Source organism: Pseudonocardia sp. 2-7 (genome assembly GCF_056341085.1).
Window position 1 is genome coordinate 2,311,676 of record NZ_CP094507.1, and the last position, 20,297, is coordinate 2,331,972.

General features: G+C 74.9%; 15 protein-coding genes and 1 pseudogene. 10 read left to right on the forward strand and 6 right to left on the reverse strand.

The genetic code is table 11. The annotated features are described in order from the left end of the window. Positions 1-51: 51 nt before the first annotated feature. Complete coding sequence (locus MTO91_RS11415) at positions 52-1,305, forward strand: FAD-dependent monooxygenase (RefSeq protein ID WP_405417639.1); 1,254 nt, start codon at positions 52-54, stop codon at positions 1,303-1,305. Positions 1,306-1,327: 22 nt separating this feature from the next. On the opposite strand, the gene MTO91_RS11420 is transcribed toward MTO91_RS11415, so the two are convergent. Continuing rightward, entirely contained in the window at positions 1,328-2,827 is a 1,500-nt protein-coding gene (locus MTO91_RS11420) for an amino acid permease (protein ID WP_476654477.1), read from the reverse strand. A gap of 200 nt (positions 2,828-3,027) precedes the next feature. On the opposite strand from MTO91_RS11420, the gene MTO91_RS11425 reads away from it, so the two are divergent. The 5 genes from MTO91_RS11425 (at position 3,028) to MTO91_RS11445 (ending at position 9,489) form a co-directional block, all read left to right on the forward strand. Beyond that, a complete protein-coding gene (locus tag MTO91_RS11425) occupies positions 3,028-3,984 on the forward strand; it encodes a hypothetical protein (protein WP_476654478.1) in 957 nt (318 codons plus the stop codon). Positions 3,985-4,053: 69 nt separating this feature from the next. Continuing rightward, entirely contained in the window at positions 4,054-6,558 is a 2,505-nt protein-coding gene (locus tag MTO91_RS11430; RefSeq protein WP_476654479.1) for an ATP-dependent Clp protease ATP-binding subunit, read from the forward strand. Between the two features lie 50 nt (positions 6,559-6,608). After that, a complete protein-coding gene (locus MTO91_RS11435; protein ID WP_405417629.1) occupies positions 6,609-7,538 on the forward strand; it encodes a cation diffusion facilitator family transporter in 930 nt (309 codons plus the stop codon). 38 nt (positions 7,539-7,576) lie between these two features. Next, positions 7,577-8,719, forward strand: coding sequence for an NADH:flavin oxidoreductase/NADH oxidase (locus MTO91_RS11440; RefSeq protein WP_476654480.1), 1,143 nt, complete (start codon positions 7,577-7,579; stop codon positions 8,717-8,719). Further along, a complete protein-coding gene (locus MTO91_RS11445) occupies positions 8,716-9,489 on the forward strand; it encodes an alpha/beta fold hydrolase (RefSeq protein WP_405417623.1) in 774 nt (257 codons plus the stop codon). The genes MTO91_RS11440 and MTO91_RS11445 overlap by 4 nt, the downstream gene beginning before the upstream one ends. Positions 9,490-9,514: 25 nt before the next feature. Here MTO91_RS11445 and MTO91_RS11450 read toward each other — a convergent pair whose 3' ends face one another. Then, a complete protein-coding gene (locus MTO91_RS11450; protein WP_476654481.1) occupies positions 9,515-13,009 on the reverse strand; it encodes an ATP-binding cassette domain-containing protein in 3,495 nt (1,164 codons plus the stop codon). 284 nt (positions 13,010-13,293) lie between these two features. Between MTO91_RS11450 and MTO91_RS11455 the strand changes: the two genes are divergently transcribed. Both MTO91_RS11455 and MTO91_RS11460 read left to right on the forward strand, forming a co-directional pair. Further along, the gene (locus MTO91_RS11455) at positions 13,294-13,818 is read left to right on the forward strand and encodes a CHRD domain-containing protein (RefSeq protein ID WP_476654482.1); all 525 of its coding nucleotides are present in this window, start codon (positions 13,294-13,296) and stop codon (positions 13,816-13,818) included. An 80-nt stretch (positions 13,819-13,898) separates the two neighbouring features. Beyond that, positions 13,899-14,756, forward strand: a complete 858-nt coding sequence (locus MTO91_RS11460; RefSeq protein ID WP_476654483.1) for an alpha/beta fold hydrolase — start codon at positions 13,899-13,901, stop codon at positions 14,754-14,756. Positions 14,757-14,819: 63 nt separating this feature from the next. Here MTO91_RS11460 and MTO91_RS11465 read toward each other — a convergent pair. Then, positions 14,820-16,280, reverse strand: a pseudogene (locus tag MTO91_RS11465) (RNA polymerase sigma factor); the annotation flags it as partial. A 230-nt stretch (positions 16,281-16,510) separates the two neighbouring features. Here MTO91_RS11465 and MTO91_RS11470 point away from each other — a divergent pair. Beyond that, positions 16,511-17,341, forward strand: coding sequence for an inositol monophosphatase family protein (locus tag MTO91_RS11470; protein ID WP_405417610.1), 831 nt, complete (start codon positions 16,511-16,513; stop codon positions 17,339-17,341). Positions 17,342-17,374: 33 nt separating this feature from the next. On the opposite strand, the gene cei is transcribed toward MTO91_RS11470, so the two are convergent. Then, on the reverse strand, positions 17,375-18,004 hold the full coding sequence (gene cei / locus MTO91_RS11475; RefSeq protein ID WP_224402768.1) for an envelope integrity protein Cei: 630 nt from the start codon (positions 18,002-18,004) through the stop codon (positions 17,375-17,377). Next, complete coding sequence (locus MTO91_RS11480; protein ID WP_476654484.1) at positions 18,004-19,089, reverse strand: phosphotransferase family protein; 1,086 nt, start codon at positions 19,087-19,089, stop codon at positions 18,004-18,006. Before MTO91_RS11480 ends, cei begins: the two co-directional genes overlap by 1 nt. Before the next feature lie 313 nt (positions 19,090-19,402). Between MTO91_RS11480 and MTO91_RS11485 the strand changes: the two genes are divergently transcribed. Further along, on the forward strand, positions 19,403-19,705 hold the full coding sequence (locus tag MTO91_RS11485) for a DUF4193 domain-containing protein (RefSeq protein WP_010223990.1): 303 nt from the start codon (positions 19,403-19,405) through the stop codon (positions 19,703-19,705). Between the two features lie 73 nt (positions 19,706-19,778). On the opposite strand, the gene MTO91_RS11490 is transcribed toward MTO91_RS11485, so the two are convergent. Beyond that, a complete protein-coding gene (locus MTO91_RS11490) occupies positions 19,779-20,276 on the reverse strand; it encodes a DUF3093 domain-containing protein (protein WP_208819638.1) in 498 nt (165 codons plus the stop codon). Between the last annotated feature and the right edge of the window lie 21 nt (positions 20,277-20,297).

Sequence of the window (20,297 nt, forward strand, 5' to 3'; positions counted from 1 at the left end):
GTTCGTAGGGTCGTTGCGTCCCAGATCGATGACATCCGATGGAGGTCCGGTGTGAAGATCGTGGTCGTCGGTGGTGGACCGGCCGGTCTGTACTTCTCGATCCTGGCCCGGCTCCGGTCGGGTGGGCAGGACGAGATCGTCCTGGCGGAGCGCAACGCGCCCGGCACGGCCTCCGGCTTCGCGGTCACGCTCGGTGAGGACATCCTCGACGAGCTCTTCCGCACCGATCCCCTCGGTGCCGAGAAGGTGCGGGCCGCGGCGCACGTGTGGGACTCCCAGGTCGTGGAGGTGTCCGGGCGCCCGGTGCACCTCGGCGGGCGCTACGGCTACTCCATCGGCCGTGCGCGACTGCTGGAGGTGCTGGCGGAGCGGGCCCGCCAGGTGGGCGTGAGGCTCATGTTCGACACCGCCGTCGCCGCCGACGGTGACACCGCACGCGACCCGCTGACCGCGGACGCGGACGTCGTCGTCGCCGCGGACGGGGTCGGGTCCGCGATCCGCGCCGCCCGGGCCGACGTCTTCGGCACCCGGGTCGCCCACGGCGCCAACCGCTACGTGTGGTTCGGGACGAGCAAGCCGTTCCGACCGTTCACCTTCGCGTTCGAGAAGACCCACGCCGGCTGGATCTGGTTCCACGCCTACCCCGCGGCGGACTGCGTCAGCACCTGCATCGTGGAGTGCACGCCGGAGACGTGGACGGGTCTGGGGCTCGACACGACGGCGCCCGACGAGGCCATGCGGATGCTCGAGGGCGTCTTCGCCCGCTCGCTCGACGGGCACTCGCTGATCGCCCCGCCCGGCATGGGGTCCTCGCCGTGGCTGCAGTTCCGCGAGGTCCGGAACATGTCCTGGCGCGACGGCAACGTCGTTCTCGCCGGCGACGCGGCGCACACCACGCACTTCGCCATCGGCTCGGGCACCGTGCTCGCGGTCGCCGACTCGATCGCGCTGGCCGAGGAGCTGTACCCGCGGGGGACCCGCGGCACCGACGACGTCGAGGCCGCCCTCGCCGGGTACGACGCGCGCCGCCGCGCCGCGATGGCGCCCATCCAGCGGATGGCCCGGGCCAGCATGGAGTGGTTCGAGACCGTCCCGGAGCGCCTCGAGGGCGCCGACGACGCGCTGGCCTTCTCCTGGTCGCTGCTCGACCGCCGGCACGACCAGGGCCGGCTCAACGAGCGGCTGCACCGCGCGACGCAGGTCGAGCCGGTCCGTCAGGTCCGTCGCAGGCTGACCGCGGCCCGCCGGGTCCGCCGGGCGCTGGCCCGCGGGGAGATCACCCCCCGCGAGGCCCTGCAGCGCTGACCCGCGGCCCGGCGGGACCGGCTCAGGCCCGGTCCCGCCCGGCCCCGGAACCCTCCCGCTCCTCGCGCGCGAGGAACGAGTGCTTCCGCCCGTAGACGCCGTAGACGACGAGGCCGAGCAGCAGCCAGCCGACGAACCGGATCCACGTGTCCAGGTTCAAGTTCAGCATCAGGTAGAGGCACGCGATCGCGGTGATCGCCGGCACCACCGGCGAGAACGGCACGGTGAACGGCCGGTCGAGGTCGGGGCGGGTCCGGCGCAGCACCGGCACCGCGATCGCCACGATGATCATCGCCGAGAGCGCGCCGATCGACACCATGTCGGCCAGTGCGGTGATCGGGGTGAACGCCGCGATCACCGCGCAGACGACACCACCGATGACCGTCATGTGGTGCGGGGTGCCCCACTTCGGGTGCGCGGTGCCGATGGCCTTCGGCAGCAGGCCGTCGCGACCCATCGCGAAGCCGATCCGGCCGATGGTCACGAGCTCCACCATCATCACCGAGGTCAGCCCGGTGACCGCGCCGAGCGCGATCAGCGCGCCCACCCACGGCAGCCCGACGCCGGCGAACGCCGACGCCAGCGGGGCGCCGGTGTCGATCTCGGTGTAGGGGACCATCCCGGTGAGCACGATCGAGACGCCGACGTAGAGCACCGCGCAGATGGCGAGCGCGCCGAGCAGGCCGATCTTCAGGTCGCGGTTGGGACGCTTCGCCTCCTCGCCGAGGTTGGCCAGCGCCTCGAACCCGGTGTAGGCGAAGAAGACCACCGCGGCCGCGGTGAGCATGCCGCCCACGCCGAACACGGTCGGTGCGAGCCCGAACACCCCGGAGATGATCGGCTGGGTGAACACCGAGCCGCCGTCCTCGGGTGCCTGCGCCGGCGGGATGAACGGCTGCAGGTTGGCCGGGTCGATGTAGAACACGCCCACGGCCAGGATCAGCACGCAGACCGCGAGCTTCACCAGCACCAGCAGGTTCGTCAGCTGCGCCGACTGCTGGATGCCCGCCACCGCGACGACCGTCAGCAGCGCGATGATCAGCACCGCGCCGACGTTGACCGTCGCGTCCTCGCCGAACCACGCCGTCGGCAGCCCGAACAGCGATGCCAGGTAGCCGGACCAGCTCCGCGAGACGACGGCGAGGCCGAGGCCGAACTCCAGCAGCAGGTCCCAGCCGATGATCCAGGCGAAGACCTCGCCGAGGGTGGCGAAGGCGTAGGTGTAGGCCGAGCCCGCCGTCGGGACCGAGGAGGCCAGCTCGGCGTAGCAGACGGCGGCGAGCCCGGCGACGACCGCACCGATCAGGAACGACAGCGTGACGGCGGGGCCCGCGTGCTGCTGGGCCTCGACCCCGGCGAGGGTGAAGATGCCGGTGCCGATGATGATGCCGACACCGAATCCGACCAGGTCACGGGCCTTCAGCGTGCGCTTGAGCGGCGTCCCGTGCCCGTCGGCACCCCCGTCCCCGTGCTCGCTCCGGGCCAGGATCCGTTCCACCGGCATCGTGCGCGTCCAGCCCACTCCGCCACCCCCACTCGTCGTCGGTCGACCGGTCGTTGCGTGACGGTATGACGCCGGGTGACGACGCGCCGCACGAGGTGCGTCGACGATCCTGATAATCCCGTGTGAACGTTCTGTTCTCCCTGTCCGGGTCGGCCACGATCGGGGCACGATGTCGGTCGTGGGCAACCGACCGGGTGCCCACGACCGGAGGAGCCGTGGTGGAGCGGAGGCCGGGACGCCGACGGTCCCGGGCGGCACGGGGAGCGGTGCTCGCCGTCGTCGCCGCGCTCGTGCTGGCTCCGGCCGCCGGGGCCGCCGGGGCCGCCAGGGCCGCCAGGCCGGTGTCGACGGCCCTGGCAGGCCCGGCCGAGACACCCCCGTCCGTCGCCCGGCTGCAGCACGCCCCCGCGGCCGACGCGGAGCCGCCCGGCACCCTGCGCGAGCTCCTCGCGGCGATCACCGGGTCGGCGACGGCCGACCCGTTCGACCTCGCGCCCGGCACGCTCGCCGTCGACCGGGAGGGGGAGGAGGGGCTCGCCGTGTCCTGGGCGCTGCTGGACACCGGCGACGGCCGCTGGACCGGTTCCGCGGACGCCGCGACCCGCCGCAGCGAGGCCGAGTCGACGATCAAGGCCTGGCTGGCCCTGGACACCCTGCGGGCCGCCGCGCAGCGGGGCCTCCCGGTCCCGCCCGCCGTACGTGCCGACATCGCCGCCGCCGTCCGCGCCTCCGACGACGCCGCCGCCGAACGCCTCTACCGGGCGCTCGGCCGGGACGCGAGCACCGCGCGGCTCGGCCCGGAGTGCGGGGTGACGGTGTCGACGTCGCGGCCCGGGTGGTGGTCGTACACACAGGTCAGCGCGCTCGACGCCGCCCGCGTCCTCGCCTGCGTGCGCGAGCGCGCCCCGGCCCTGCCCGTCGGACCCGAGCTGCTCGCCGACCTCGACGCCGTCACCCCGGACGGGCGGTCCGGGATCCGGCCCGTGCTGTCCGGCGCCGTCGCGGAGAAGAACGGCTGGACCCTGCACGGCGGCGACGGCTGGAACGTGCACTGCGTGCTGGCCTGGGAGGACCGCGCGCTGGCCGTCCTCACCACCTACCCGGGCGGGCTCGGGGTCGAGCACGGCTGGCAGGTCTGCCGCGACGTCGCCGCGGACGTGCTCGCCACCTCCTGAGGCGGACGGTTTCGACGGGCCCGGCACCGGGAAAGCGGTCGATCGCCCCGACCCGACGAGAGGTGGACGATGACCGACTTCTTCGGCCCCGGCGACCCCCGCGGCCCGGTGCACCGGATCGACCTGACGCGGCTGCTGAGCGGCGGTGCCCGCGAGATCATGGCCCGGGCCGCCCAGGAGGCCGCGGAACGCGGTGACACCGACCTCGACGCCACGCACATCCTGCTGGCCTGCGCCCGCACCGACTCCACCCGCGGCTGGATCGCCCGTGCCGGCGGCGACCCGGACACGATCGCCCGCATCCTGGAGGAGCGCCTGCCACGCCCCGGCGGCGGCCACGACGCGGGGCGGCCGCCGTCGCTGACGCCGTCGGCCAAGCGCGCGCTGCTCGACGCGCACCAGATCTCCCGCTCGCTCGGGTCGAGCTACATCGGACCCGAGCACCTGCTGCTCGCGCTCGCCGCCAACGAGGACTCCGCCGCGGGCCGGCTGCTCGCCCGCTCCCGGTTCAGCCCCGGCGCGATGACCCCGCAGGCCCCCGCCGGGCCGGGCGCGACGGGCACCCCGGACCCGGGCGCGGTCGCGGACACCGGCACCCCGACCCTGGACCAGTACGGCCAGGACCTCACCGAGGCCGCCCGCGGCGGTCGGCTGGACCCGGTCATCGGCCGCGCCGACGAGATCGAGCAGACCGTCGAGGTCCTGTCCCGCCGGACCAAGAACAACCCGGTGCTGATCGGGGAGGCCGGGGTCGGGAAGACCGCCGTCGTCGAGGGGATCGCCCAGCGCATCGCCGACGGCGAGGTGCCCGACACCCTGCGCGGACGCCGTGTCGTGCAGCTGGACCTGGCCGGGGTGGTCGCCGGCACCAAGTACCGCGGCGACTTCGAGGAACGCATGCGCACGCTGATCGAGGAGATCCGGTCGCACAGCGACGCGCTGATCGTGTTCATCGACGAGCTGCACACGATGGTCGGCGCGGGCACCGGGGGAGGGGACGGCGGCGCGATGGACGCCGGGAACCTGCTCAAGCCCGCGCTGGCCCGCGGCGAGCTGCACGTCATCGGCGCCACCACGCTCGACGAGTACCGCCGCCACATCGAGTCCGACAGCGCGCTGGCCCGCCGCTTCCAGCCGGTGCTGGTGCCCGAGCCGTCGGTGGAGGACGCCGTCACGATCCTGCGCGGCCTCGCCGACCGCTACGAGGCCCACCACCAGGTCCGCTACACCCCGGACGCGCTGCGCGCGGCGGTGGAGCTGTCCGACCGCTACGTCACCGACCGGTTCCTGCCGGACAAGGCGATCGACCTGCTCGACCAGGCCGGGGCCCGGGTCCGGCTGCGCACCCGCACCCCCACCGTGGACCGGCGGGCCGTCGAGCAGCGCCTCGACGCGCTGCAGCGCGACAAGGACCAGGCCGTCGCGCACGAGGACTACGAGAAGGCCTCCCAGCTGCGCGACGAGATCACCGCCGCCCGCGAGGAGCTGGCCGCCGACCCCACCGACCCCGACGGCCGCGCACCCGTCGTCGGCGTCGAGGAGATCGCCGAGGTCGTCGCGCGCTCCACCGGCATCCCGGTCGCCCAGCTCACCGAGGCCGAGCGGGACCGGCTGCTCAAGCTGGAGGACGAGCTGCACCAGCGCGTCGTCGGGCAGGACGCCGCGGTCACCGCCGTGGCCGAGGCCATCCGCCGCTCGCGCTCCGGGCTCGGCGACGAGAACCGCCCGGTGGGCAGCTTCCTGTTCCTCGGCCCCACCGGGGTCGGCAAGACCGAGCTGGCGCGCGCCCTGGCCGTCGCGCTGTTCGGCGAGGAGGACCGCATGGTCCGCCTGGACATGAGCGAGTACGGCGAGAAGCACACCGTCGCGCGGATGGTCGGCGCCCCGCCCGGCTACGTCGGCTACGGCGAGTCCGGCGAGCTGACCGAGGCGGTGCGCCGGCGGCCGTACTCGGTGCTGCTGCTCGACGAGATCGAGAAGGCGCACCCGGACGTGTTCAACACGCTGCTGCAGGTCCTCGACGACGGCCGGCTCACCGACGGCCAGGGCCGCACCGTCGACTTCCGGCACACGGTGATCATCATGACCTCCAACGTGGGGTCGGAGCTGATCACCGGGCACGGCACCACGCTCGGCTTCGGCCCGGCCGCCGGTCCGGGCACCACCCCCGCCGAGCGGGAGGACGCGGTGCTGCGCGACCGGCTGATGCCGCGGCTGCGGGAGGTCTTCCGGCCCGAGTTCCTGAACCGGATCGACGAGACCATCGTCTTCCGCCGGCTCGAGGCCGAGCAGCTCACCCGGATCACCCGGCTGCTGCTCGACGACACCCGCGACCGGCTCGGCCGGATGGACATCGGCTTCGAGATCAGCGACGACGCCGTCGCGCTGCTCGCCGAGCACGGGCACGCCCCCGAGTTCGGGGCGCGTCCGCTGCGCCGCACCATCCGCCGCGAGCTCGACAACCCGCTGTCGTCGATGCTGCTCGACGGGCGGATCGGCGCGGGCAGCACCGCCCGGGTCGGCGTCGAGGACGGGGCGTTGAGCATCGAGTCCGTGGTGGTCCCCACCGGCTGAGCCCGGCCGCGAACGCTTCACATGCGAATGTATGCATGTATGGTGGCCGCATGGGGCACGGACACGGACACGGCGGCGGGTCGGGCCACGGGCACGCCGGGGCGGGCACCGACCGCCGCCGGCTCGCGACGGCACTGGCCGTCACCCTCGTCACGGCGGTCCTCGGCGCGGCGGGCGCGGTGTACACCGGCTCGCTCGCGCTGCTGGCCGACCTCGGCCACCTGCTGACCGACGCCGGGGCGCTGGTCGCGGCGCTGATCGCCAGCGTGCTCGCCGCCCGCCCGGCGACGACGTCGCGGACCTACGGGATGGGCCGGGCCGAGGTGCTCGTCGCCGCACTGAACGCGCTGACCCTCGTCGCGGTCGTGGTGTGGGTGGGCGTCGAGGCGGTGCAGCGGCTGTTCGTGCCCGCGGAGATCCCGGGCCTGCCGCTGCTGGTCATCGGCGTGCTCGGCCTGGTCGGCAACCTGGTGTCGCTGGCCGTCCTGGCCGGCGGCGACCGCGGGAACATGAACATGCGCGGTGCCATGCTGCACGTCCTCGGCGACGCCCTCGGCTCGGTGGGCGTGCTCGCCGCCGCCGTCGTCCTGATGACGACCGGCTGGCCCTACGCGGACACGGTCGCCTCGCTGTTCATCGTCGCGCTGATCCTCCCGCGCGCGGTGTCGCTGCTGCGCGAGGCTGCGCACGTCCTGCTGGAGGGGGCGCCCAAGGGCATCGACGCCCAGGAGGTCAAGGCGGCGCTGCTGGCCGTCGAGGGAGTCGCCGACGTGCACGACCTGCACGTGTGGGCGATCAACGACCGCACCCCCGCGATGTCGGCGCACGTCGTCGTCGACGAGGAGGTCTCCGCGCACTGCGGGGACTCCTCGGTGCTCGACCGCGCCGGGCACGAACTGCGCGAGCGGTTCGGGCTCGACCACTCCACCCTGCAGGTCGAGCACGCCGCGCACACCGGGCACGAGAACCACTGCGGCTGAGCCGCGGTGATCCACCGCCGCCCGGGGTAGTCCGTGGAATGGCGCACCTGTTCAGCCCGTACACGCTCCAGGGCGTGACCCTGCGCAACCGCATCGCGATGTCGCCGATGACCATGTACCGCTCACACGACGGGCACATGGGCGACTTCCACCTCATGCACCTCGGGGCCCGGGCGGCGGGCGGGTTCGGACTCGTCTTCGGCGAGCAGATCGCCGTCAGCGCCGAGGGGCGCACCTCGGTGCACTGCGCCGGGCTCTGGCGCGACGACCAGGTCCCCGGGCACGCCCGCACCGTCGCCATGGTCGAGGCGATGGGCGGGGTCGCAGGGATCCAACTGGCCCACACCGGCCGCAAGGGCAGCGAGCAGCTCCCCTGGGAGGGCAAGGCCCAGCTCCCGCCCGAGCATCCCGACGGCTGGCTGACCTCCGGACCGTCGCCGGTGCCGTTCGGCGGGCCGAAGCACGACCACGCCGTCCACGAGCTGACCGTCGCCGAGATCCACGGTCTGCACCGCGCGTGGGCCGACGCCGCCCGCCGTGCCGCCGAGGCGGGCTACCGGTGGATGGAGCTGCACTTCGCCCACGGCTACCTCGGGTCGAGCTTCTTCTCGCCGATCTCCAACCGCCGCACCGACGCCTACGGCGGCAGCCTGGAGAACCGCGCGCGGTTCCTGCTGGAGGCGCTCGACGCCGTCCGCGGGGCGTGGCCGCAGGAGTACCCGCTGACCATGCGGCTCGGCGCCGACGACCTGCACCCCGACGGCACCACCTTCGACGACGCCGTCACCGCGATCGGCTGGATGCGCGAGCACGGCCTGGACCTGGCCGACCTGTCCTTCGGCGGGAACACCCCCGACTCGCGCGACGCGATGCGCGGCGAGCAGGGCGCGTGGGTCGATCGGGCCCGGCGGATCCGTGCGGAGATCGGCATCCCGGTCGCGGCGAGCTGGAACCTCGGTGTACCGCAGACCGCCGACGAGGCCGTCCGGTCCGGCGCCCTGGACGTCGTGTTGCTGGGGCGGCCGGCGCTGGCCAACCCGCATTGGCCGGTGTGGGCCGCCCGCGAGCTCGGCCATGACGACCCGTTCTCACTCGTCCCCGACGACTACGCCTGGTGGCTGCGGAACATGCGTGGCCACACCCCGAGCATCGGCTGGCCCGAGCCGCGGGTGGTCCGGTGAGTGCACGGGCCGTCGCACCGGACGGGACCGGAATCGGGTTCGACGTCCGGGGGAGTGGCGAGCCGCTGGTCCTGCTGGCCGGGCAGGCCAACGCGCGGCACTGGTGGAGCTCCGTACGCGAGGGCCTCGCCGGGTACCGCACCGTCGCCGTCGACACCGCCGGCACCGGGACCAGCGACGACGCGGCCGACCACGACTGGAGCACCCGCCGCTTCGCCCGCGACGTCGTCGCCGTCCTCGACGCGGCTGGGATCGGTCGCGCCCACGTCTACGGCACGTCGATGGGCGGCCGGGTCGCGCAGTGGGTGGCCGCCGACCACCCCGACCGGGTCGGCGCGCTGGTGCTCGGCTGCACCACCGCGGGCGGACCCGGCACCGTCGCGCCCGACCCGGACGTACCGCGCCGCCTGGCCGAGCCGGCGACCCACGCCGGCGAGCTGCGCCGCCTCATGGCAGGCCCAGAGATCCCGGACCCGCTGCCCGTCCTCGGCGACGACACGATGAGTCCGGCTGCGCGGGCGGGCCACCGCCGCGCGAGCGCACGGCACGACGCGTGGGACGCGGTCGCCACGATCACCGCCCCGACCCTGGTGCTGCACGGCGGCGACGACGAGCTCACCCCGCCCGACAACGGGCTCCGCCTCGCCCGGCGCATCCCCGGCGCCGAACTCGTCGTGCTGCCCGGGGCCCGGCACGCCTACTTCCTGGAGCGGCGCGCAACCGACGAGGTACTGACGTTCCTCGTCCGGCACCCGCTCCCGCCCGGCTGAGCCGGCCGGGCCCGCGGTACCGGGCTCAGCCCGCCAGGTGCGACCACCGCACCGACAGCTCGTCCCAGGTGCCCTCGTCGGCGACCCGCCCGCGGTCCAGCACGACCACCCGGTCCGCCCGGGCCAGCGCCGCCCGCTTCGTGCTCGCGCCGACCACGGTGCTGCCGCGGCGGCGCAGCGCGGCCCACAGCTCGATCTCGGTGCGGACGTCCAGCGCGGAGGACACGTCGTCGGCGACGATGAGTTCGGCGCCGGTCGCCAGCGCCCGGGCCATCGCGACCCGCTGCACCTGCCCGCCCGACAGCCGGATGCCCCGGTGTCCGACGACGGCGTCCGGCCCGCCCGCCGCGGCCACGTCCCGGTCGAGTCGGGCGTCGCCGACCGCGTCCTGCACCGGCCGGTCGTGCCCGAGGGCGATGTTGTCGCCGAACGTGCCCGAGAGCACCCGCGGGACCTGCCCGACGTAGGCGACCTGCCCGGGACGCAGGAACGTCTGCGGATCCTCGACCGCGCGCCCGTTCCACCGGATGACGCCCTCGTGCCCCACGAGCCCGGCCAGGCCCGCGAGCAGGCTGGACTTGCCCGACCCGACCTGGCCGGTGACCAGCACCAGCGAGCCCGCGTCGATGTCGAGGTCCACACCCTCGACGCCGACGGTGCCGTCGTCGTGCACGGCGGCGACCTTCTCCAGGCTCAGTCGCTGCAGCGGCTCGCGCTCCACCGGCCCCGGGGCCGGCGCGGCCCCGGTGGCCAGGTCGACCCCCGGCGGCAGCCGGGTCAGGTCCGCGGGACCCGCGAACGGGGCGACGGCCCGCAGCCAGCGCCGTGCGATCGGGGCCTCGGTGACCGCGGCCGCGCACACCTGCCCGAGGAACCCGGCCCCGTTCAGCGTGGTCGACACCAGCAGCGCCGTCGCCAGCGGCCAGGTCCCGGCCAGGTACAGCGACCAGGTGAGCACCACCGCGCCCTGCAGCAGCACACCGGGGACACCGTCGAGCAGCGTGCGCACCCGGTACTCGCGGACCGTGGCCCGGACCCGGTCGCCGTCGACGGCGCCGAGGTGGGCCCGCAGCGCGCCGGTCGCGGCGGCGAGCTTCACCGTGCGCACCGACTCCAGGACCGACCCCAGCGCGGTGCCGAACCGGGCCCGGGCGTCGGCCGCGATCCGCCCGGAGCGCCCCGCGAACGGCGCCCCGATCGCCGCGACGCCCGCGCAGACCAGCAGGAACCCGCCGATGACGGCGGCCGCCCGCACGTCGGCCGCCACCAGCCCGGCCACCACGACGACGACCACCGAGTTGGTGACGTCGACCCAGCGGTCCACGTAGAGGATCATCCGGTCCGAGTCCAGCGCCCGCGCCACGACCTCGCCCGCGGGGGAGCGCGGACCACGCCGCTGCATGGTCTGCCCGCGCAGCACCCCGAGCCGCAGCCGCAGCGTCGTCGCGGACCACCAGCGCGGGTAGGTGCGGAACGCGACGGCGATCCACACCGGGAACAGCATCAGCACCACCGTCAGCGCGACGGCGGGCCCCCACGGCGTGCCGCCGCCCTCCAGCCCCGCGACGACGAGCCCCCACAGCCAGCCGGTGAGCACACCGGTGGCCGAGCCCAGGGTGGCGAGGGTGAACATCGACCCGCCGGCCAGCCCCCAGCGCGGGTGGGCCAGCGCCAGCCGCAGCACGACCCGCCACAACGGGGGAGCGGGCACCGGGTCCACGGGCGGCACCGCACGCCGGACCGCCCGGTGCAGCAGCGGCGACCCCGGGTCGGCGACGGCGACCGCACCGTCGCGCCGCGCCGTCGCGGGCCCGGTCCCGACGGCGCCGGCGGCGCCCGTGGACCCGGGCAGGGACCGGTCCGCGGCGAGCAGGTCGGCGTAGCGGCCCGGCTCGGCGGCCAGCTGCTCCCGCGCACCGTGCTGGACCAGGCGGCCGTCGGACAGCACCGCGACGGCGTCGGCGCGGCGGATCGTCGACAGCCGGTGCGCCACGACGATCCCGGTGCGGCCCGCGAGCAGCGCCCGCGACGCGCGGGTCACCCGCTCCTCGGTGCGCGGGTCCATCCGCGCGGTGGCCTCGTCCAGCACGACGACGGCGACGTCGCGCACCAGCAGCCGGGCGAAGGCCACCAGCTGCTCCTCGCCGGAGGACAGGGCGATCCCGCCGGTGCCGAGGCGGGTGTCCAGGCCGTCGGGCAGGGCCTCGACCCACTCGTCGAGACCCAGCGCGGCCGTCGCGGCCTCGACCGCGCCGCGCGGGACGGCGGGGTCGAACAGGGTGACGTTCTCCGCGAGCGTCGCCGCCAGGACCTCGGTGCGCTGGGTGACGACCCCGACCGCGCGGCGCAGCCCGTCCAGGTCGAGATCGCGCACGTCGACCCCGGCCAGGAACACCTGCCCGCGCGGCGGCTCCACGGCGCGCGAGAGCACCTTGGTGACCGTCGACTTCCCCGAGCCGGTGCGGCCGAGCAGCGCGCACGTCGTCCCGGCCGGGACGGTCAGGTCGATCCCGCCCAGGCGGAACCCGTCGTCGTACCCGGCGGTCAGCCCGCGCAGCTCCACCGCCGCGGGCCCCGGCGGCAGCGGACGGCCGCCCTCGGGCTCCCGCTCGGTCTCCAGCAGCGACGACACCCGGGTGAGCGCGCCCAGACCGGCCTGGATGTCGGGCATCCGGTCGACGACCGCGTCGATCTGCCCGACGAACGCGGTGACCAGCAGCCACAGCGTGACCAGCGCGGCGATCCCGCCCGGGTCGCCGGCGACCAGCCACACCCCGCCGAGCGCGAGCGCCCCGAGCAGCGCGTGCGCGACGGTGCCCGTCCGCAGCCCGAGCCGGGTCGCGATCCGGCACACCTCGTGGGTGCGTGCGACGACCGTCGCGGCCCGGCGGGCGAACCCGGCCACCACGTGCGGCTGGCCCAGCGAGGTGCGCACGTCGTCCTGCCCGGCGACCGCCTCCTCCAGCTGCGCCGCGTGGTCCGACCAGGCCGTCTCCTCGGCGACCTTGGCCCGCGCGATCTGCGGCGTCAACGGCCGCGCCACCAGCACGATCACGGCGGCGACCAGCGGGAACACGACGAACGCCGGCCAGAACACCAGTCCGGCGACGATCCACGCGACGACCGAGCGCAGCAGCGAGCGGCCCGTCTCCCAGCCGATCCGCCGGATGAGCTGGGCGAGCTGGCGGCAGTCGTCGTCGACCCGGTCGAGGAGCTCACCGACCGCCTGGTCCTCCAGCGCGGGCAGCGGCTGCGCCAGCGCGGACCCCACGAGGTCCGACCGGAGCCTTCCCTCCGCGCGCCCGACCACCCCGGAGAACAGGACCCGGCCCAGGGTGTCCAGCAGGGCGGCGCCCAGCAGCAGCGCGGCCAGCACGGCGACCAGGGTGGCCGTCGGCCCGCTCACCACCGCCCCCACCACGGTCGCCGCCGTCGCCTCCGCCACCGCGGCCACCACCGCGGCGCCCACCGCCACGACCGACACCGGTCCACCCAGCCGACGCCAGGACAGCGCGCGCACCCTCGACACCCCCGACGAGACCGCGCTACGGGATCTCCGGCGCCGTCGGTGATCGACGTTAACCGCGACCCCCGACAGAATCGCCCGGTTTTCGGCGGCCCTGCCCCCGATCGGCCGGTCGAAACCGGATCGGGCGGTGCCCCACACGAAGCGGTCGACAACGCCCCGAGGGGGCGCGTCCGGGCCCCGGTGTCCGCATGCTTGCCCCGCAGCGACGCGTGGAACACGAGGGGGAACCGATGGGACCGTGGTCGACCAGGTGGGCCGGGGGCGCGCTCTGCGCGGTGGCGGCACTGGCACTCACCGCGTCACCGGCGCTGGCCGAGGACGCACCCGTACCGGAGCCCCCCACGTTCACCAGCACGCTCACCGCGACCCTGACCCCGGACGCGGTCCGCGCCGACGACGGCGCACCGGTGCCCGGCCAGCAGGGCGCGAGCGGACAGTTCACCCTGCGCCTGAACAGCCGGCAGGACATCGTCTGCTACGACATCCGGATGACCGGGGTCACCCCGCCGTTCAGCAGCCCCGCGCGGACCGCCACGCACCTGCAGGAGGGGCAGCCGAACGAGTTCGGCAACCCGCGGATGGTCTTCCCGGACCCGCAGGGCCCGCCCGGCGGCCCGATGACCAGCAAGGGCTGCCTGCAGGGGCCGTTCACCACCGGCGTGGTCGTCGGCGGCGTCGACACCGGCACCGGGTTCACGGTCAAGGACCTGGAGGCCAACCCGGCGGCCTGGTTCGTGGACACCCACACCGAGCAGTACCGGACCGGCGCGGTGCGCGGGCAGCTGTCCAAGACGGGCTGACGGCGCTGCCGGGGCCGATGAGTCCGCGGCCCCGGCACGGTCGGTAGGGGACGGACCCTCGACCCACCGCGGGAGACACCATGACCGGAGCGGCCACCACCACCCCGTCGCCGACCTCGAGCGGGCACCTGCCGGTCGACGGCCTGGACCTGTACCACGAGGTGTACGGCGAGCTCGGGACGTCGCCGCCGCTGCTCCTGCTGCCGGGTGCGTTCATGGCCGCCGGCTCGATGGCGGCGTGGGCGGCCGGGCTCGCCGGCGACCGCACCGTGGTCGTCGCCGACATGCAGGGCCAGGGCCGGACACCGGACGTGCCCCGTGCGCTGTCCTACGAGCAGTTCGCCGACGACGCCGCGGCGCTGCTCCGCGCCCTGGGCGTCGGCCGGGCGGACGTGATGGGCTACTCGCAGGGCGGCGGCGTGGCGCTGCAGCTCGCGCTCCGGCATCCGGACCTCGTCGGCAAGCTGGTCGTGATGGCCGCGACGTTCCGCCGCGACGGCTGGTACCCGGCCGTGCACGCCGCGATCACGGGGATGGACGCGACGACACTGGCCGGCTCGCCCGTCGAGACGGCCTTCCTGGAGCACACGCCGGACCCCGTCGCGTTCGCGGCGTGGGTGGAGAAGGTGAAGGTCCTCAACGCCGAGGACCAGGAGATCCCCGACGACCGGATGCGTGCGATCACGGCCCGGTCCATGGTGATCGTCGGCGACGCCGACGGCGTGCGGCCCGAGCACGCGGTGGAGATGTTCCGCCTGCTCGGCGGCGGTGACGAACGTGCCGCGGCGACCGGGATGCTGCAGGCGGTCCCCCGTGCGCGCCTGGTGGTGCTGCCCGCGACCTCGCACATCGGCCTGGTGGGGGAGACGGCGACCCTCGTGCCGGCCGTCACCGCGTTCCTCGACGACGTCGCACCCGCGACGCCGGACCTGTTCTGACCGCGGACGACGAGGGCCCCGCCGGATCGTCCGGCGGGGCCCTCGTCGTGCGACGGGTGGTGCTCAGTCCAGGTAGTCGCGCAGCACCTGGGACCGCGACGGGTGCCGCAGCTTCGACATCGTCTTCGACTCGATCTGGCGGATCCGCTCGCGGGTCACGCCGTAGACCTGGCCGATCTCGTCGAGGGTGCGCGGCTGGCCGTCGGTGAGACCGAAGCGCAGCCGGACGACGCCCGCCTCGCGCTCGGACAGCGTCGCCAGCACCGACTGCAGCTGGTCCTGCAGCAGGGTGAAGCTCACCGCGTCGACCGCGACGACGGCCTCGGAGTCCTCGATGAAGTCACCGAGCTGCGAGTCGCCCTCGTCGCCGATGGTCTGGTCCAGGGAGATGGGTTCCCGGGCGTACTGCTGGATCTCCAGCACCTTCTCCGGGGTGATGTCCATTTCCTTGGCGAGCTCCTCGGGAGTGGGCTCGCGCCCGAGATCCTGGAGCAGCTCACGCTGTATGCGGCCGAGCTTGTTGATGACCTCCACCATGTGCACCGGGATGCGGATGGTGCGGGCCTGGTCGGCCATCGCGCGGGTGATGGCCTGCCGGATCCACCACGTGGCGTAGGTCGAGAACTTGTAGCCCTTGGTGTAGTCGAACTTCTCGACCGCACGGATGAGGCCGAGGTTGCCCTCCTGGATCAGGTCCAGGAACGCCATGCCGCGGCCGGTGTAGCGCTTGGCCAGCGAGACCACGAGCCGGAGGTTCGCCTCGAGCAGGTGGTTCTTGGCGCGCTCGCCGTCCCGCACGATCCAGCGCAGGTCGCGCCGCAGCTGCGGGGACAGCTTCTCGTTGGACTCGAAGACCTTGCGGATGCGCTCGGCGCCGTAGAGGCCGGCCTCGATGCGCTTCGCGAGCTCGACCTCCTCCTCGGCGTTGAGGAGCGCGACCTTGCCGATCTGCTTCAGGTACGCGCGGACCGAGTCGGCCGAGGCGGTGAGCTCGGCGTCCTTGCGCGCCTGGCGCAGGGCCTCGGACTCCTCCTCGTCCCAGACGAAGTCCGCCGACTTCTGCTGCGACGCCCGGGTGGTCGGCGCCACCCGGTTCTTGCCGGTGTTGGTCTCGTCGTCGGAGTCGTCGTCATCGTCGTCGTCGGACGACTCGTCGGCGGTCTCCTCCTTCGCGGCCTCGGCCAGATCGGCCTCGATGTCCGAGGCGTCGACCTCGCCGTCCTCGAGGACGACCTCGTCGCCGTCGGCGTCCGGCTCGTCGCCGTCGGCCTTCTTGGTGGAGGCCTTCTTCGGGGCGGCCTTGCGCGGGCCGGTCTTCGGCGCGGCCTTGGTCACCGTGCCACCCGCCGCGGCGGGCTTGCGGGTGCGTGCGGCCGGCTTCTTGGCGGTGCCGGTCGTCGCCGACGCGGTGCTCGTGGTGCCGGAAGTACGGCGGCTGCGGGATGCGGTACCCGACGTCGGTTCGACGGTCGAGTCGCTGCGTGCTGCGGAGTCTGCGGCTGCCACCTGGGCCCTCTCGCTACGTGCGCTGGAGTCGTTACGCGGCCCGGTCGCGGCGCGCTCGTCGGGGGAGACGAGGCCACGACGGCCGGGATGTCCTGTCCTGCCACCGCCTCGGTCGCCGGCGTCGATGGTGGTCGCCGCGCGTCCCGGAGACGGGGAACGCGTTCCATTGTAACTGCGTACCGGCCGGGGGGACGCACCTCACGCCGCCCCGCGCGTCCGGGTGGCTCCGCACGTGGTCGGATGGGGTGGTGAGCCCGCACGAGAGCAGCGATCCCGCCACCCTGCGCGCCGTCGCCGAGCAGGTCGCGGCCGAGGCCGCGGAGCACCTGCGTGGCCTGCCCGCACCGCACGACGACGGCGTCACGACGAAGTCCTCGCCGACCGACGTCGTCACCGCCTCCGACGCGTCGGTGGAGCGCTTCGTCAGGGACCGGCTCGCGCAGCTGCGCCCCGGCGAGCCGGTGTACGGGGAGGAGGGTGCGGGCGACGCCGCCGCCGCGCGCTGGGTGGTCGACCCGATCGACGGCACCGTGAACTACCTCTACGGGCTGCCCTGGTACGGGATCTCGATCGCCGCCGTCCTCGACGGGGAGGGCGTCGCCGGTGCCGTGTCCGAGCCCGCCTCCGGACGGCTCTGGTCGGCCGGGCGCGGGCTCGGCGCGACCCTCGACGGGCGCCCCCTGCGCGCCGCGGCGACGACCGAGCTGGGCCAGTCCCTGGTCGGCACCGGGTTCGCCTACCGCGCCGAGCGGCGCGCCCGCCAGGCCCGGATGGTCGCGGCGATGCTCCCCGAGGTCCGCGACGTGCGCCGGGCCGGCGCGGCGTCGCTGGACCTGTGCGCGGTCGCGGCCGGCTGGCTCGACGGCTACCTCGAGCACGGCTGCAACTGGTGGGACTGGGCGGCCGGTGCGCTGATCGCGACCGAGGCCGGTGCCGTCGTGCACGTCGCGGGCAGCCCCGGCGTCCGCGGTCCCGTCGCCGGCGACGCCCTCGGTGCCGACGTCACCCTCGCCGCCGCGCCCGGGGTCGCCGCCGACCTGGCCGCACTGGCCCGCCGCAGCGGCGCCGACACCGTCTGAGCGGTCCGGACCCCCCGCCCGGACGGTCGCGGCTCAGCAGACCGCGGCGCGGGCCTGGGCCAGCAGGCCCGGGTCCGCCCGCGGGCCGCCCTCGGTCCCCGGCGCGGACAGCTGGTCCAGCACGTCGCGGGCCGCGCGGCCCGGTGCGACGTCGGTGAACGCCGACCCGACGACGACGTCGACCACCGCGCCCTGCCGGTCGTCGCGGATCAGCTCGACGCACGGCAGCGCGAGCGCCAGCGTCGACGCGGAGGCCGCACCGTCCGGGCCGAACCGCAGCTGTCCGATGCAGTCCAGGTCGCCGTCGGGGAACACGGTGTCGTTGCCCGGCGTACCGGCCTCGCCGAACTGCAGGTCCTTCAGCTCGGCCGACACCAGGTTGGCCTGGCCGCGCTGCCCGCCGGCGTTGCGGACCTGGAACCGGACGTCGTCCGGCGCGGTCGGGGCGGCCGACTCCAGCTCCGTGCGGTCGACCTTCGAGCCCGCCAGGGTCCCCGACGACGGCGCCGGGCAGTTCGTCGACGCCGAGCCGTCCGAGGCGGTGCCCAGCACGACCGCCCACGTGGCCACGGCCAGCACGGCCAGCAGCGCGGTGGTGACCAGGATGGGGCGGGTCCGGCGCCGCTCGTAGGGACGGTCGCCGCGGGTACGGGTGGGAAGCATCAGAACGACCCTCCGTCCAGGACGTGGTGCCCCAGCGCGACGAGCGGGCCGACCGACCCGTCGAGGCCCTCGGCCATCTCCTCGGGTACCGACCCGGCCCGGACCCGGGCCAGGATCCCGGCGAGCACGACGGCCAGCTTGAACGCGCCGAACCCGACGTACCAGGGCAGCGGACCGGCGTCGAGGCCGGTCCGCGCGGTGTAGCCCGCGACGAGCTCGCGCCGCGTCGGGAAGCCGGGCAGGCCGGTCGGGCTCGGCAGCGGCTGGGCCGCGGACCAGACGGCGTCGTCGCCGTCCTGCTTCCAGTAGACGAGCAGCAGCCCGAGATCGGCCAGCGGGTCGCCGAGGGTGGACATCTCCCAGTCCAGCACCGCGCGGATGCGGCCGGGGTCCTCGGCGTCGAACACGCAGTTGTCGAGCCGGTAGTCACCGTGCACGACGGTGTGCCGCTGCGCGGCGGGGACGTCGGCGGCCAGCCGCTCGGACAGCCGGGTGAGCTCGGACTCCTCGTCGGCGTCGACGGGGACCGGGTCGTCGCCGTCGCGGGCGGCGGCCCACTGCGTGCCCCAGCGGCGGATCTGGCGCTCCATGAAGCCGTCCGGGCGACCGAAGTCACCCAGCCCCGCCGCGGCCGGGTCGACGGCGTGCAGCGCGGCCAGCACGTCCACCAGTGCGTCGCCCGCGGCGCGGCGCTGCGCCTCGGTGGACGCCCAGCCCTCGGGCAGGTCGTCCAGCGGCACGACGCCGTCGACGAGCTCCATCACGAAGCAGGGGGCGCCGAGCACGTCGCCGTCGTCGGCGGCCAGCACCGCGGGGACCGGCACGGCGCTCGGCCCGAGAGCCGAGATCACGCGCTGCTCGCGGCCCATGTCGTGGGCGGTCGCGGCGACCTCGCCGACCGGCGGACGACGCAGCACGACGGCGCCGGCGGGGGAGGAGACCCGATAGGTCAGGTTGGACCGCCCGGCGCCGATCGAGGTGAGCTGCGCCTCGCGCCACCGTTCGTCGCCGAGGGCCGTGGACAGCCACGCGCCGACGGTGGCGGGGTCGGCACCGGGCGTGGGCGTGCGGGCGCTCGTCGTCACACCGGGCGACACTAGTGCGCCCGGCGGCGCCCGCGCCCGGGCGACACCCGGCGTGATCGGGGGACTCGCTGCGACGCCCGCCGGACGCTGGGCTACCCTCCCCGCCGCCGGTGCCGGACCGGCCGCGACAGGACGCACGGCGGACGAGCCACCCGGACCACCGGGGAAGGTGAGACCGGCGTCACTCCGGGCGCCGGGCACAAACCCGCTTCCCGCGACGTTCCTCAGCGGCACGCGACGACCAACCGATGCGAAGTACCGCTGTTCGAGGGCCGAATCGAGCAGCACGGACGTAAGGCAAGGGTGAGACCTGATGGCGACCGACTACGACGCCCCACGTCGCAATGAGGCCGACGAGATGGCCGAGGACTCGCTCGACGAGCTCAAGCAGCGCCGCAACGAGGCGCAGTCCGCGGTCGTCGACGTCGAGGAGACCGACACCGCGGAGAGCTACGAGCTCCCGGGCGCGGACCTGTCGGGCGAGGAGCTGACGGTGAACGTCCTGCCGAAGCAGGCGGACGAGTTCACCTGTGCGAGCTGCTTCCTGGTGCACCACCGGAGCCGTCTCGCCAGCACCTCGGGCGGGCAGTTCCTCTGCCGCGACTGCGCGGCCTGACCGGGCCCGCACTGCGGGACCACGACGACGGGCCCCGGCGGACTCCGCCGGGGCCCGTCGTGCGTCCGCGGGGTCAGCTCTGCTGGGGGTGCGGCGCCTGCGCGGCGATCGCCGCCCGCAGCGCGTCGGGACGGCGCGTGCTGAGCACCCAGTAGGGCTCCTCGCGGCCGGTCGCCTGGACCCGCACCAGCGGCCCCACCCACGCCCGGTGCAGCACGTAGGCCTGCGGGTCGAGGTCGGGGCCCATCGCCTGCTGCTTGTCGGCGCGCGCGACGGTGTCGGTGACCCCGGCCGCGGACAGCGGCAGCTCCCGGCCGTTCGAGATCAGCACGCCGTCGCGGACGGTGGTGCGGCTGCGGCCCATCCACCACAGGACGCCGACGCACAGCGGCACCATGACCAGATAGCCCAGCCACGCCCGCAGGCCGGGATAGCCCATGTGGATCTGCGCGCCCATCAGGACACCGAGCCCGACGGCGAGCAGGTACCACCACACCGGGACGGACAACCGCTCGTCGAACGCAGCAGGGCCAGCCGTCGCAGAGTCGGTCTCCGGAACCCGTTCGCTCACGGGGCCCAGGGTAGCGTCGCC

What these genes read in the sequence shown, in the direction of transcription:
- MTO91_RS11430 (WP_476654479.1), top strand. Translation starts at nt 4,054, where the DNA reads ATGACCGACTTCTTCGGCCCCGGCGACCCCCGCGGCCCGGTGCACCGG.
- cei (WP_224402768.1), bottom strand. Translation starts at nt 18,004, where the DNA reads ATGCTTCCCACCCGTACCCGCGGCGACCGTCCCTACGAGCGGCGCCGG.
- MTO91_RS11440 (WP_476654480.1), top strand. Translation starts at nt 7,577, where the DNA reads ATGGCGCACCTGTTCAGCCCGTACACGCTCCAGGGCGTGACCCTGCGC.
- MTO91_RS11435 (WP_405417629.1), top strand. Translation starts at nt 6,609, where the DNA reads ATGGGGCACGGACACGGACACGGCGGCGGGTCGGGCCACGGGCACGCC.
- MTO91_RS11460 (WP_476654483.1), top strand. Translation starts at nt 13,899, where the DNA reads ATGACCGGAGCGGCCACCACCACCCCGTCGCCGACCTCGAGCGGGCAC.
- MTO91_RS11485 (WP_010223990.1), top strand. Translation starts at nt 19,403, where the DNA reads ATGGCGACCGACTACGACGCCCCACGTCGCAATGAGGCCGACGAGATG.